Here is a 13,309-nt window from a genome sequence, read left to right as displayed (position 1 = left end):
ATGAGTCTTGAGACTAACTCCGAACTCGACCAGGCCAACCTGCGCATCGTGGTCGCCAGCATTGCAATCGTCTACATCGGTGCATTGGGCTTCCTGCCGGGACAGTCGGTGGACACCTACCTGCCGGTGATCCTGTATATCTTCCTGTTCCTGCTGGCCTCCATTGCCTTGCGCCAAGTCATCGTGCGCTGGCCGGGGCATTACCCGGCGCGGCGCATCTTCGGCATGATCCACGACTACACCGGCACCTCGTTCGGCATGGTGGTGGGCGGTGAAGCGGCGTTGCCGTTGTATGCGGTGATGGTGTGGGTCAACCTGGGCAACGGCATGCGCTACGGCTCGCGCTACCTGGCGATCGCCACGGCGCTGGCCTTGCTGGCGCTGCTGATCGTGTATCGGCTGACGCCGGTGTGGCAGGCGCAACCCTTCATGGTGCTGATGTTGATGATCACCAGCACGGTGATCCCGGTGTACGCGCATATCCTGCTGGAACGCACGCGCAAGGCCTCCGAGCAGGCCATTGCCGCCAACCTGGAAAAATCCCGTTTCCTTGCCCAGGCCAGTCATGACCTGCGTCAACCCATCCATTCCATCGGCCTGTTCACCGCGTGTCTGCGCGAAGCCCGGCTGGGTGATGAAGAGCGGCGTCTGGTCGACAACATCGACCGTTCGCTGCTCAACGTATCGCAATTGTTCCGCTCGATTCTCGATCTCTACACTCTCGACAACGGCCGCGTGCTGCCCAAGTACCAGGCGGTGCACCTGGGCGAATTCCTTGCCGACCTGGTGCGCCAGAACGCCGAGGCCGCGCGTTGGGCCGGGGTGGAGCTGCGCCTGCGGCCCTGCACGCATTGGGTGCTGGTCGACCCTGCGCTGCTGGCGACCATGGTGCAGAACGTGCTGTCCAACTGCTTCAAATACGGCGCGCAACGGCCTGTGCTGATCGGCGTGCGCGTTCGCGACGGCGGCTTGGCGGTGGAGATTCATGACCGGGGCCGGGGGATTGCCGAGGAGCATCTATCAAAGGTCTTCGAGGAGTTTTATCGAGTGCGCCACCTGCGTGACAAGGACGTCGAAGGCGTCGGCCTTGGACTGTCCATCGTCAAGCGCCTGGGGCAGTTGATGGGAGTGCAGGTAGGCCTGCGCTCACGGGTGGGCCATGGTACTTCTGTAAGCCTGTATGGTTTGACCCTGGCCTCTGCGCCACGTGCCACGGCACCGCGCGACGACACGCGCCAGGCCGGGCTGCTGACCGGGTTGAAGGTGTGCCTGGTAGAAGATGACCACAACGTGCTGCTCGCCACCCAGGCCCTGCTGGAGCGCTGGGGTTGCGAGGTGCAGGCGGAGTCTTCGGGGCGTGCTCTGGTCAGTGACTGCGACATCATCGTCGCCGACTACGACCTGGGCAACCATGCTACTGGTATCGAATGCATCGATGCCCTGCGCGAGCAACGCGGCTGGGCCGTCCCTGCGCTGATCCTCACCGGGCATGACGTGGAGAGAATCCAGGCCGCCTTGCACGACCGCCGGATCGCCATTCTCTCCAAGCCGGTGCGTCCCGCCGAACTGCGCGGGACCTTGCGCGACCTGAGCCAGCAGACGGTTACTGGGTGAAGCCCTGCAGTGGGTTGCCGCGTGCACCTTTGGGTTGGCAGTAGGCCGCAGGCTTCATCATGCCAAAGCTGGCCACGGCGAACATACCGCCGCTGGCACCGCTGGGCACTGAGCAGTTGTACTCGCCGGAGGCGGCACTGGCGACGTAGTAGGTGGTCATCGAGTCGCTGCGCACATTGGAAATACGCTTGACCGGTTCGCCCAGGTTGGTCTCCGACAGCGTCTTGAGGTGATCTTCGGTAGGTTTGATGTTGCTGCAGCCGGCCACGCCGATGATCAGGGCGCCCAGCAGGGTGAGGCGGGTAACGGAGGATTGCAGTTTCATGGTGCTTCTTCCTTGGGGTTGTTATGGTTTTTCCAGCGCACAACGCGCCCACGCGCAAGAAATGCACGGTGCCGGAGGAGCGCTGGAAGTGCCGGGGAATATAGCGCCGCAGGGGGGAGGGGTCGATTAGCACAAGTGTGCTAATGGCACGATGATTTCATGGAAGGAGCGTGAAATGCTGGAGATAAAACGGGCTACCCCAGAACACGCCCAGGTGGCGTTCGACATCCGCTTGCAGGCCATTCGTGGCCAATGCATCGGCGCTTACACGCGCGAGCAAATGCTGCTGTGGACGCGGGGCAAGGCCGAGGATGGTTACAGTGCGCTGATGGATAAACCGTTTTACCTGGGGTGGCTGAACGGTAGGGCGGTCGTCACTGGAATGCTTGATCTGGACAACAATGAAGTCGGCGCACTGTTCGTATTGCCCGAGTGCACCGGGCGCGGATATGGCAAGGCGATGCTCGATCACCTTGAGACGGTTGCGCGGGAGATGGCGGTTAAGACCGTGGTGCTGGATGCGACGTTGAATGCGGCGAGCTTTTACCGGGCGTGTGGCTATGCGGGGGATGAACAGGCGGTTTATTACTCGCCGTCGGGGCTGACGTTGGCGTGTATCCCGATGACAAAACAACTGATCCCCTGAGACCACTCGTCATTGACGCGCAAACGCTACGCGCAGCCTCTCAATGACTTGATGCACCGTGTCTCCCTGGACCTGCGGTGGTGTGAGGCGTTCTCCAAACTCACGCCATACAAACAGCGTCAACTCAGCCCCATCGGTCGATGTTTGCGCCAGTTCCTGTGTTCCAAAACCCTGCAGCACCCGATAACGCTCATCACGCCAAAACGCCGCCTCTACCCAGTCATACACGGGGATGAAATGAAAGTGCAGCGGGAAGCCCGGCATGTGCCCATACCGGCTGATGTACAGCCATTTCGGCTCCAGCTGCGTCTCCATTACCCGCTGGACCTTCGCGAGCAACCCGCCCAACTCGGCCAGCGCCGGTTCCGGCATGTCAGCCAGGGAGTGGATCGGCGCCTTGGCCGCCAGCATCAGGTAGCCGGGCAACGCAGATGCCAGATGATGGTTGAGCCGCCAGTGTTCGGTTTCGTGAAGGATGTAGGCAGGGTCGATCTGCATAAGCGTGTCCGTGAGCTCTGTGCGGGCAGGATACCCGTATCTCATAAAACGGGTCGATCTGTGTCTACCGTCCACCGTGTCTTGTGAATAGCCTCAAGACACATCGATCAACGCGAGCGCTCGCCATGGATCTCACTGCTGTTCCTTTTGGCACCACCGACTGGTCCACGGTCGAACCGGTGATTCACCCAGGTATCACTGGCAATGCCCTGTGGCGCACCTGCCACTTCGGCACAACACGTGTGCGCATGGTCGAATACACGCCTGGCTACCTGGCGGACCATTGGTGCTGGCGGGGGCATGTGCTGTTATGCCTGGAAGGCGAGTTGCACACGGAACTGGAAGACGGCCGTCAGTTTACGCTGACGGCCGGGATGAGTTACCAGGTGGGCACTGACATGGAAGGGCATCGATCTTCGACGAGTGCCGGGGCAAGGCTATTTATCGTGGATTGAGGCGGGTGCGCACGTCTCAGTGCATCTTGCCATGGTCCATCTTGCTATGGTCCATCCCATCCAGGCCACGCACCGGCGCCTTCACTTCAATCGCCTGCTTTTCGCCCTTGGCGTTCTGCACCGTCAGGGTCAGCGGCACCTGGTCGCCTTCCTTGATCTGGCCGGTCAGGCCCATCAGCATCACGTGGTAACCGTCGGGGTCGAGGGTCACGGCCTTGCCGGCCGGCAGGGCTACCGAGTTCACCGGGCCCATGCGCATCACGTCGTCCTTCATGCTCATTTCATGGATCTGCACGTCCTTGGCCACCGGCGAGGCCACGCTCAGCAACTTGCTGTCGCTGTCGGCGGTGACGGTCATGAACGCGCCGCTGGACGGTTGGCCCGGCACAGTGGCACGTACCCAGGCGTCGGTGACTTGTACCTGGGCGCTGGCGTGAGCGGCCAGGCCCAGCAGGGTCATGCCGATAAGGGTGCGTTTGAGGTGTTGAACGGCAGTCATTAGCAGACCTCCATGACGGTGAGCAGGTCTTCTGCGCACTCTTTAGCGGTAAGGGATGCCTGCAGGCCCAGGCGCAGGTTGCCACGGGTGTCGAACACGAAACTGGTGGCGGTGTGGGACAGGGTGTAGGTGTCGCCGGCGGGGATCTTTTCATAGAAGATCCCGAATTCCTTGGCGGCCACGGCGATTTCTTCCGGGGTGCCGTACAGCGCTTCGAAACTGGGGTCGAAGGCCTTGACGTACTTGTCGAGAATCTCGGGCGTGTCGCGTTCCGGGTCCAGGGTGATGAACACCACCTGCATGATTTCGCCGTCGCGGCCCATCAGCTTCTTGGCCTGGGCGGCGCGCGCCAGGGTGGTCGGGCACACGGCCGGGCACTGGGTGAAACCGAAGAACACCACCGGCATCAGGCCACGGTACGAGCTGAGGGTGACGGTCTCGCCGTCGGTGTTCTTGAGCTTGAAGGTGCGGCCCATGATCTTGTCGCTCAAGTCCTTGCCGTACTTGAAGTTCAGCTTGGGGCTGTAGTCACAGCCGCCCAGCAGGCTGCCCAGGCCCAACAGGCCCATACCGGTCAGCACCTTGCGGCGGGTGAATAACGTACTCATCAACTGTGCATCCTGTGAAGCGCCTGCGTTGCTCTGGATCAATACGTCAGGCTTTGAGGGCGCCCAGTCTACCAACCCTGGGAAGCGCACGTAATCTGCGACGTTCTGCCACAGGGGCATGTCGCGCTTCATCCTTTTGCGGCGCGGGTGGTAGAGTCGCCGCCATGAAATCGAGCCACCCCGACCGTTCGCTGATCGCCTGGGCCCTGTACTTCTGCGTGCTCATGAACCTGTTCGTCTGCGGTTTGGGGCATGGGCAGATGACGGGGCAGGCGCTCAATGGCATCGGTGGGGCGTTCTGTTCGGTGAGCGGCAACCAGGCGCCACTTTCCGACAAAGGGTTGGGTAGCCCATCTTCCAGCAACATCTCGAACTACTTTGCCTGCCCGGTCTGCAACGCATTGACCGTTGCCCTGGTGTTCCTGGTCGGCCTGGCCTGGCTGCTGGGCCTGGGACACCCCCCGCGTCCGGCCCATGAACGGCGCAACAAGGCGCCACCACGATATTCCTGGCCGTCGGCCAACCCCCGCGCTTCCCCTGCATTCTGACGTTTGCCTTGGGCTTCCTGAAACCAGGAGGCATTCCATCGTCATGACTGTGAGTGCGTTTCATGAACCACCTGTTGCCCGCAGGCGTCAGCCGCCTGGTCAGCAAGGCGTCCCGCCGCCTGCACGCGGAGCCGGCGCCGCCTGAATACCCCAGCAATTCCCGCAGTTTCGTGCACCTGGATGCTCGCCTGCTGCCGTACTGGCACACTTTGTTCGACATCTGCCCGGCGCTGCTCAAGCTGGACCCGCCCGAGGGCCTGAACCTGTTTCGTAGCTTCATGACCTGGGCCTATCGCCACCGGCCGCCGCTGGATTGGACCTACCACGTGAACGTCTGCCGCTGGCTGCTGGGCTCGGAGTATCGGGCGCAGATCGATGACGAACCCATCGAAGCGTTCATGGCGGCGGCTGCCGCGCGTTGGGTGCAGACGGATAAAAGCCAGGCCAGGGGTGTGGTCCTGGCCTGGCAGGGCGCAACGCTGTTTGATTGGAAGGGCTCGCCGTACGCGATGGTTGAACGCCAGGCATTGCCCCCTGCGCAAACGGACTTCGCCTGGTGCCCGTTGAACAGCCGGGGTGAATTCAGTCGATGGTTGCCGGTGCCCTGAGGTGTTGGCGGATCCACGTGACAACGTCCGTCATCCTCAGGCGCGGCAGCACTTCGACAGTACTTGATCAGGGAAACAGGCGTTCCTTGAGAAAGTCGATAAACACCCGCAACTTGGGCGACGGGTGCCGGCTCGACGGCCACATCATGCGAAAGCTGCCATGCTCGGTGCAGTCAGGCAGCACCTGCAGCAATTGCCCGCTGTCGAGGGCCTCGCGAATGGCGAAGTCCGGCAGGTAGGCGATACCAATGCCGTGCAGTGCAAAACATACCCGGGCTTCGAGGTTGTTGCAGATCATCGCCGCCGGCAGGTGCTGGTCGAGTTCGATGCCCTGGGTGTGCAACGGCCAACGCTGCAACTTGCCGGTATTCGGGAAGCGGAACAGGATGCAACTGTGCTGGGCCAGGTCGCTGGAGCGCTGCGGTGTGCCGTGACGCTCGAGGTAGGCGGGGGCCGCCACGACGATCATCCGATAATCCCCCACCAGCCGTGAACTCAAGCGCGAGTCCGGCGCCTCGCCGCTGCGCAACACCGCGTCGTAGCCTTCCTCAACCACATCCACGCGGCGGTCGGTGAAGCTCAGGTCCAGCTCGACGTCGGGGTAGGCCTGCTTGAAGTCGGCCAGCACCGGCAAAAACGGATGGCCCACCAACGGCAGGCTGACCTTGAGGCGACCACGGGGCGCCTGGCTGACTTGGGACAACTCTGCCTCGGCTTCCTCGATTTCCCGCAGGATGCGCCGGCTGCGCTGCAAAAACAGCTCGCCCTCGGCAGTCAGCGTCACGCTGCGCGTACTGCGGTGGAACAGTCGCACACCCAGGCGCTCCTCCAGGCGCGCAACGCTCTTGCCGACCGCCGACGCCGTCACCCCCAACACCCGCCCGGCGGCGACAAAGCTGTGAGTGTGTGCGACTTGCACAAAGGCATTCAGGGTCGTGAGGTTGTCCATCTGATGCACCGATTGCCGACGGGAATTGCCCGATACCCTAGCGCAATTGCCAGCATTGCGGAATGAAAGCTCCGCAGACCCAGGAGTCGCCCCCTACTTAATCCCGTGGAGCGAGGTTCTTATCCTTGCGCAAAACCCTCACGAGAGACCTGAACATGACCGACTTGATGCAACGCTGGGAAATCCCGACCTTTGGCCTGCATACCTTGCGCCTGGCCCGTGTGCCGCGACCGGTGGCCAAGGCCGGGGAGGTGCTGGTGCGCGTCGCGGCAGTGTCGCTCAACTACCGTGACGCCGAGGTAGCGGAAAACGGCATGGGCGCCAGCCTGCAATTCCCTTTCACCCCGGCGTCCGACATGGCGGGCACGGTGGTGGCAGTGGGGGAGGGTGTGAGCCGGTTCAAGGTGGGCGACAAGGTGCTGTCGAGTTTCTTTGCCGGCTGGGTCGACGGCAGGCCGTTGTCCTGGGCCGACGCGCCACCGCAAGGCGGCCCGATCCCCGGCATGCTTGCCGAGTACGTGGCCACCCCTGCCGAATGGTGCGTGCTCGCGCCGCGCTCGTTGAACGCCACCCAGGCCAGCACTTTGCCGGTGGCGGCATTGACGGCCTGGATGGCGCTGATCGAACTCGGCCACTTGCACGCCGGCCAGACCGTGGTGGTGCAGGGCACCGGCGGCGTCTCGCTGTTTGCCGTGCAACTGGCGGCGGCCCATGGCGCCCGTGTGATCATCACCAGCAGCAGCGATGAAAAAATCGCCCGTGCCGTCGAACTGGGCGCCACCCATGGCATCCACCGTGGCCGGGTGCCGGACTGGCACCACGCCGTGCTGGAACTGACCGGCGGACGCGGCGCCGAGCACGTGCTGGAAATGGCCGGTGGCGACAACCTGGCGCGTTCACTGCAAGCGGTGAGCAACGGTGGGCGTGTCTCAGTGATCGGCCTGCTGGAGAGCGACCAGTTGAGCGCGTCGCTGATGAGCCTGCTGGCCAAGCGCGCCGCCATCGTCGGTGTAGCGGTGGGGCCACGGCGTGCCCTTGAAGACCTGGTTCGCATGGTGGAGCGACACAGCCTCGAACCGGTGATCGACCACACCTACCGCTTTGCCGAAGCGCCCCGGGCCTTCGCCCATTTGCAGCGCGGCGCCTTCGGTAAAGTCGTGATCGAGGTCGGCCCGTGATCTACATCATCCTGGGGTTGTTCGGCCTGTATACCCTGGAGTTTGGTGTGGTCGGCATCCTGCCGATGATCGTCGAGCGGTTTGCGATCAGCGTATCCCAGGCCGGGTGGTTGATGGGTTTGTTTGCGCTGATAGTGGCGGTGTTGGGGCCGTTCCTGGTGCTGCTGGCCTCGCGGGTAGTGCGCAAGAAAATCCTGGTGGGTGCCTTGGTGGCGTTCTCGATCAGCAGTGTGTTGTCGGCGTTTGCGCCGAACTTCGAGACACTGATGGCGCTGCGCGTGGTGCCGGCCATGCTCCACCCGGTATTTTTTGCCGCCGCGTTTTCCACGGCGGTGTCGCTGTACCCCCGCGAACGAGCGGCCCATGCCACAGCGCTGGCGGTGGTGGGCACCACGCTTGGGCTGGTGTTGGGCGTGCCTCTGACGACGTGGGTGGGGGCGAGTCTTTCCTATGAGGCCTCGTTCTATTTTTGCGCCGTGGCAACGGCAGTGGCGGCGTTGGGCTTGTGGCTCAAACTGCCCGATCACCCGCGTTCGGCACCCCTGAGCTTCGGCAAGCAACTGGCGGTGCTGCGCAGCCTCTCGGTGTGGTTGGCGATCCTCGCTACCGTGTTGGTGTTTACCACGATGTTTTCGGTGTACAGCTACGCCGCCGAATACCTCAAGACCCAGGTCGGTATGGATGGCCGGACCATCAGCGTCATGCTGGTGATCTTCGGCATCGGCGGCGTCGTCGGTAACCTATGGGTGGGGCGCGCGCTCAGCCGGCATTTGGTTGTGACGGCCGTGCTGTATCCGGTGGTACTGGCGGCGGCATACCTGGTGTTGTATGCCTTTGGCAGCCTGTCGTGGGCGTCGATGAGTGTGATCGTGTTGCTCTGGGGCGCGGCGCATACCTGCGGCCTGGTAGTCACGCAAGTCTGGCTCACGTCTTCGGCACCCGAGGCGCATGAGTTCGCCACCAGCCTGTATGTGTCATCGGCGAATGCCGGGGTGGTGATCGGGTCATCGGTGGGCGGGCTGTTCATCAATGCCTTCGGCACCACCGGGGTGATTGGCTGCGGACTGATCTTTGCCGGGTTGTCGCTGTTGGTGATCGGCTGGAAGGCCCTGGCATTTGGAGGGACCAAGACCGTGCCTGTACTGGCCTGATCAGCGCAAGGTATAACCGCCGTCCACCACCCAATCCTGGCCGAACACGCTGCGTGCGCCCTGGCCCAACTGGAACAGGATCACATCGGCCACGGCGCCCGGCTCCAGGAACTGCCCGTTGAGCAGGCGGGCGTTGACGGTCTTCGCCACCGAGCCCAAGGCTTCGTCATTGAGCCCCAGGGTGCTCCAGATCGGCGTGGCGGTGGGGCCGGGAGATACCATGTTCAGGCGGATGCCGTGGGGCGCCAGCTCCACCGCAAGGGTGCGCACCTGGGCGCGCAGGGCGGCTTTGGACGCAATGTAGGCGGCCAGGCCGGGAAAGGTCACTTGCTCCAGGAACGTGCCGATGAACACCACCGATGCCTGCGCCGCCAACTGCCCGCGCAGGCTGCCCAAGGTGTTCAACGCGCCGGCCCCATTGACCGCCCACTGCCGGTCGAAGGCGGCCAGGTCCAGGCCATCGGCCAGTTGGGCAATGCCCGCATTCGGCACCAGCAAATCCACTGGCCCCATCGGTGCCGCCACCTGCGCCAGGCGCGCAAGGTCGGCTGCCTCGGTCACATCCCCGGCCAGCCACCTGAGCTGCTCGCCAAACTGCTCGGCCAACACGCCAAGCCCGCCCAGTTGGCGCGACATCGCGACCACCTTCGCGCCGCGTTCGAGCAAACGTTGGGTCACGGCCAGGCCGATGCCTGAACTGGCACCGGTGACGACGGCGAGGCGCTGGTTAAATTCATTGCTCATGGTGATCTCTCTGTGGGTTTCGACGATTTGTCCTGCCCATTTCCGAGTCAGAAATCATGCCAATGAATAACGTTATGAAAATCAGTCGGTTGCGATTTTTGTTGTCGTTATGACTCTGGCGTCCTGTAGTCGCTATGACCCGATGTAGTCGTTATGACTCAACAGCGCTGAGCAACGGGCGGGTCTTCAGCACAGCCTTATGGTCGGCGAGCACCTCCGGCAGGGAGCTGCGCAGGTACTCCACCCAGGTTTTGATTTTTGCGTCCAGGTAATGCCGGGAAGGGTAGATGGCGTACAGGCTCAGCTCCTCCAGGCGGTACTCGGGCAGTACGCGCACCAGGCTGCCGCTGCGCAGCCCCTTGATCGCCGCATGCACGGGCAGGATGCCGACGCCCATGTCATTGCTGATGGCGGTTTTCATCGCGTCAACCGAATCCACCAGGAAGGGCGAGTGGCTGATGATCACGTTTTCCTTGCCATTGGGGCCGTCGAAGGTCCAGTCCTCGAGAGGGATCACCGGGCTGACCAGGCGCAGGCAAGCGTGGTCGAGCAGGTCCTTGGGAACCTGTGCGATGCCGTGGCTTTTTACGTAGGACGGTGATGCGCAAACGATGCTGTAGGTGCTGCCGAGCTTCTGCGACACATGGCTGGAGTCAGGCAGGTCGATGGCCAGCACGATCGATACGTCGAAGCCTTCGTGCACCAGGTCCGGCGTACGGTTGCTCATGCTCAGGTTGAAGGTCACATCCGGGTAGTGCTGGCGATAACGAGCGATGGCGTCCACCACGTAATGCTGGCCGATACCGGTCATCGAATGCACCTTGAGCTGGCCGATGGGGCGGGTATGGGCGTCGCCGGCTTCTACCTCCGCTTCTGCGATCGAATGCAGGATCTGCTCGCATCGCACCAGGTAGCGTTGGCCCGATTCGGTGAGGGCGATGCGGCGTGTGGTGCGATTGAACAGGCGCGTGCGCAGGTGGGCTTCCAGGTTGGAAATGGAGCGGGATACATGGGTGGTGTTGGTGTTCAGCCGCGCCGCCGCGCCGGTAAAACTGCCGGCTTCGGCGACGCAACGGAAGATGCGCATGTTCTGCAGAATGTCCATCGATGGCTACCAGGGATAACGGATTTTTCCAGTGTGGCATGAAGTCGCGGGCCGCTGTAAACGCTATTTATTGTGGTATTTCGCGTAACAGTCATTCACGTTCTGGATGACTTACCGACCCTGGCGCAACCGCCTAAAGTCGCCGGCCTTGTGTGCCAGCCAGCTTGTCGGGAGTCCCTGTTTCGTGCCACCGCTCACTGATTTTTCACGCCGGCTCAGAGCACTGCCCTGGCGCCGGGGTTTCCTGGAATGGGCGCGCACCGACGGGGTGATGTGGGTCTACCTGTTCAAGGTGTTGATCGCTTCGTACCTGGCCTTGTGGCTGTCGATGCGCCTGGAGTTGCCGCAGCCCGGCACGACGATCACTACGGTGTTCATCGTGATGCAGCCCTATAGCGGGCATGTCCTGGCCAAAAGCGTCTACCGCGTGATTGGTACGCTGGTGGGGTCGTCGTTCATGGTGCTGTTGATGGCGCTGTTCGCCCAGAACACCGAGCTGTTCCTGGCCGGGCTGGCCGCGTGGGTGGGCGTGTGCTCATATGGCGCGGCGCGCAATCGTCATTTTCGCGCCTATGGGTGGGTGCTGGCGGGGTATACCGCGGTGATGGTCGGCTTGCCGGTGGTGGGGCACCCGGAGCAGGTGTTCATGGCGGCGGTGTGGCGGGTGTTGGAGATCACCCTGGGCGTGCTGTGCGCCACCGCGATCAGCGCAACGCTGCTGCCCAGCACGGCGGGCGCCGCCATGCGCAATACCCTGTACCAACGCTTTGGTCGTTTCGCCGGATTTGTCGTGAGCGGTCTGCGCAGTACCCACGACCAGGCGGCGTTCGAGGTCGCCAACCTGCGCTTCATCGCCGAGGCCGTGGGCCTGGAAGGGATGCGCAGCGTCAGTGTGTTCGAAGACCCTTACATGCGCCGACGCAAGGGGCGGCTGGATCGGCTCAACGTCGAGTTCATGGCCATCACCACGCGTTTCAATGCCCTGCATCAGTTGCTCGACCGAGTGCAGATGCGCGGTGCCACGGCGGTGCTGGAAGCTGTGGGCCCGGCACTCAAGGCGCTGGTCAATGTGCTGGAACCGTTCGCCGGACAGGTACTCACAGACCTGGATGCGGCGTACCTGTCGACACGCCTGAAGCATTATATCCACGGGCTGCCGAGCCAGGTCCGCCACCTGCGCGCCGAGCTGGCGCAGGCGCATCCGCCCGCCGATGACCTGCTGGATTTCCACACGGCCTGCGAGCTGCTTTATCGCTTCGTCGACGAGGTGCTCAGCTACGCTCAGACCCATGCTTCCCTGACCGATCACAGCCCCCGGCGTGAGCGTTGGGCCGAGCCTTTTCAGCCACAGACCCACTGGCTGGCAGCGGTAGGCGCCGGCCTGCGTGCCGCAGTGGTGCTGTTGGTGTTGTGTGCGCTGTGGATCGCTACCAGCTGGCCCAGTGGCGCGGCGATGACCCTGGTGTCCGCGCTCACGGTGGGGCTCTCGGCGTTCTCCCCCAACCCCCGGCGCATGTCGTTCCAGATTGCCTGTGGGACAGTGTTGGCGGCGGTCATCGGGATTTTCGAGGTGTTCTTCGTCTATCCCCGGATCGACGGGTTCCCGTTACTGTGCCTAGTGATTGCGCCGGTGATCATGCTGGGATCCTTTTGGTTGGCCAAACCTCAGTGGGCGGGCTACGGTCTGGGCATGCTGGTGTTTTTCGGCACCAGTTCGGTGCCCGGCAACCTCACGCTCTACAACCCTTATGGCTTGATCAATGACTACCTCGCCATGGTGTTCGGCATGCTGGTGTGCGCGGCAGCAGGGGCGATCATTCTGCCGCCCAACAGCCCCTGGTTGTGGCGTCGGTTGGAACAGGACCTGCGCCGGCGGGTCGTGTTCGCCCTCCACGCACCCTTGCCGGCGCTGGGCTCGGGTTTCGAAAGCGGCACCCGTGACCTGCTTAACCAGGCCCATGGCTTGTCCGCCGGCCAGCCGCAGGTGCAACACCGCCTGCTGCGCTGGACGTTCGTGGTGCTTGACGTCGGCCATGCCCTGATCGAACTGCGCCGCGAGCAGGCGCAGTTGCCGGCGCTGGCCTGCTACGCCGAAACCACCGCGTGGCGCCAGGCGCTACGTGCCATGGGGCGGGCATTGGTGCGCTTGTTCACCCAGCCGGGGCATGCACGGTGGCAACGTGCACTGGCACGCGTCGAACACGCAATCGAGTGCGTGCAGGACACCGTCGAACCTTTCGAAGCGCACTTTGAGACCTCGGCCTTGCGCCGGGTGGAAAGTTACCTGCACTTCATCCGTACCTCACTGCTGGACACGCGCTCGCCATTCGCTGGATTGTTACCCAAACTGAAAAAGTGATTGGCGGTTTTGCCGGCTTTTT

15 protein-coding genes are annotated in these 13,309 nt (G+C 63.0%); 8 read left to right on the top strand and 7 right to left on the bottom strand.

All coding sequences use genetic code 11. The annotated features are described in order from the left end of the window. Positions 1-1,614, top strand: coding sequence for an ATP-binding response regulator (locus tag AC3WP7_RS13525; RefSeq protein ID WP_071491719.1), 1,614 nt, complete (start codon positions 1-3; stop codon positions 1,612-1,614). Here the strand turns inward: AC3WP7_RS13525 and AC3WP7_RS13520 are convergent. After that, positions 1,604-1,939, bottom strand: a complete 336-nt coding sequence (locus tag AC3WP7_RS13520; protein WP_033896666.1) for a hypothetical protein — start codon at positions 1,937-1,939, stop codon at positions 1,604-1,606. The two genes, AC3WP7_RS13525 and AC3WP7_RS13520, sit on opposite strands and share 11 nt — an antisense overlap. Before the next feature lie 175 nt (positions 1,940-2,114). Between AC3WP7_RS13520 and AC3WP7_RS13515 the strand changes: the two genes are divergently transcribed. After that, positions 2,115-2,585, top strand: coding sequence for a GNAT family N-acetyltransferase (locus AC3WP7_RS13515; protein ID WP_071491718.1), 471 nt, complete (start codon positions 2,115-2,117; stop codon positions 2,583-2,585). A 9-nt stretch (positions 2,586-2,594) separates the two neighbouring features. On the opposite strand, the gene AC3WP7_RS13510 is transcribed toward AC3WP7_RS13515, so the two are convergent. Beyond that, complete coding sequence (locus AC3WP7_RS13510) at positions 2,595-3,083, bottom strand: HIT family protein (RefSeq protein ID WP_102593167.1); 489 nt, start codon at positions 3,081-3,083, stop codon at positions 2,595-2,597. A gap of 125 nt (positions 3,084-3,208) precedes the next feature. On the opposite strand from AC3WP7_RS13510, the gene AC3WP7_RS13505 reads away from it, so the two are divergent. Continuing rightward, a complete protein-coding gene (locus tag AC3WP7_RS13505; RefSeq protein WP_093123532.1) occupies positions 3,209-3,538 on the top strand; it encodes a DHCW motif cupin fold protein in 330 nt (109 codons plus the stop codon). Between the two features lie 16 nt (positions 3,539-3,554). Here the strand turns inward: AC3WP7_RS13505 and AC3WP7_RS13500 are convergent, their stop codons facing one another. Together AC3WP7_RS13500 and AC3WP7_RS13495 are read right to left on the bottom strand one after the other, a co-directional pair. Then, positions 3,555-4,037 (bottom strand): copper chaperone PCu(A)C, encoded by a 483-nt coding sequence (locus AC3WP7_RS13500; RefSeq protein ID WP_093512663.1) that lies wholly within the window; start codon positions 4,035-4,037, stop codon positions 3,555-3,557. After that, complete coding sequence (locus AC3WP7_RS13495) at positions 4,037-4,645, bottom strand: SCO family protein (RefSeq protein WP_034106413.1); 609 nt, start codon at positions 4,643-4,645, stop codon at positions 4,037-4,039. The genes AC3WP7_RS13500 and AC3WP7_RS13495 overlap by 1 nt, the downstream gene beginning before the upstream one ends. Positions 4,646-4,809: 164 nt before the next feature. Between AC3WP7_RS13495 and AC3WP7_RS13490 the strand changes: the two genes are divergently transcribed. Beyond that, on the top strand, positions 4,810-5,193 hold the full coding sequence (locus AC3WP7_RS13490; protein ID WP_092245363.1) for a DUF2946 domain-containing protein: 384 nt from the start codon (positions 4,810-4,812) through the stop codon (positions 5,191-5,193). Between the two features lie 62 nt (positions 5,194-5,255). Further along, positions 5,256-5,801, top strand: coding sequence for a putative natural product biosynthesis protein (locus AC3WP7_RS13485; protein WP_102593166.1), 546 nt, complete (start codon positions 5,256-5,258; stop codon positions 5,799-5,801). A 67-nt stretch (positions 5,802-5,868) separates the two neighbouring features. On the opposite strand, the gene AC3WP7_RS13480 is transcribed toward AC3WP7_RS13485, so the two are convergent. Further along, positions 5,869-6,750 carry a LysR substrate-binding domain-containing protein gene (locus tag AC3WP7_RS13480; RefSeq protein WP_092245369.1) on the bottom strand — a complete coding sequence of 294 codons (882 nt, stop codon included), beginning with the start codon at positions 6,748-6,750 and terminating at the stop codon, positions 5,869-5,871. A 155-nt stretch (positions 6,751-6,905) separates the two neighbouring features. Between AC3WP7_RS13480 and AC3WP7_RS13475 the strand changes: the two genes are divergently transcribed. Both AC3WP7_RS13475 and AC3WP7_RS13470 read left to right on the top strand, forming a co-directional pair. After that, on the top strand, positions 6,906-7,928 hold the full coding sequence (locus AC3WP7_RS13475) for a zinc-dependent alcohol dehydrogenase family protein (RefSeq protein WP_102593165.1): 1,023 nt from the start codon (positions 6,906-6,908) through the stop codon (positions 7,926-7,928). Continuing rightward, positions 7,925-9,079 carry an MFS transporter gene (locus AC3WP7_RS13470; RefSeq protein ID WP_102593164.1) on the top strand — a complete coding sequence of 385 codons (1,155 nt, stop codon included), beginning with the start codon at positions 7,925-7,927 and terminating at the stop codon, positions 9,077-9,079. The genes AC3WP7_RS13475 and AC3WP7_RS13470 overlap by 4 nt, the downstream gene beginning before the upstream one ends. Here AC3WP7_RS13470 and AC3WP7_RS13465 read toward each other — a convergent pair whose 3' ends face one another. After that, a complete protein-coding gene (locus AC3WP7_RS13465; protein ID WP_093123503.1) occupies positions 9,080-9,823 on the bottom strand; it encodes an SDR family NAD(P)-dependent oxidoreductase in 744 nt (247 codons plus the stop codon). A 151-nt stretch (positions 9,824-9,974) separates the two neighbouring features. Continuing rightward, on the bottom strand, positions 9,975-10,928 hold the full coding sequence (locus AC3WP7_RS13460) for a LysR family transcriptional regulator (protein ID WP_058423936.1): 954 nt from the start codon (positions 10,926-10,928) through the stop codon (positions 9,975-9,977). A gap of 184 nt (positions 10,929-11,112) precedes the next feature. Here AC3WP7_RS13460 and AC3WP7_RS13455 point away from each other — a divergent pair, with 184 nt between their 5' ends. Further along, positions 11,113-13,287, top strand: coding sequence for an FUSC family protein (locus AC3WP7_RS13455; RefSeq protein ID WP_371918731.1), 2,175 nt, complete (start codon positions 11,113-11,115; stop codon positions 13,285-13,287). Positions 13,288-13,309: the final 22 nt, after the last annotated feature.

The sequence above is a fragment of the Pseudomonas sp. FW305-3-2-15-C-LB1 genome (assembly GCF_058787615.1).
The sequence above is the reverse complement of the archived record's forward strand: the minus strand, read 5'-3'. Positions and strand labels throughout refer to the sequence as shown.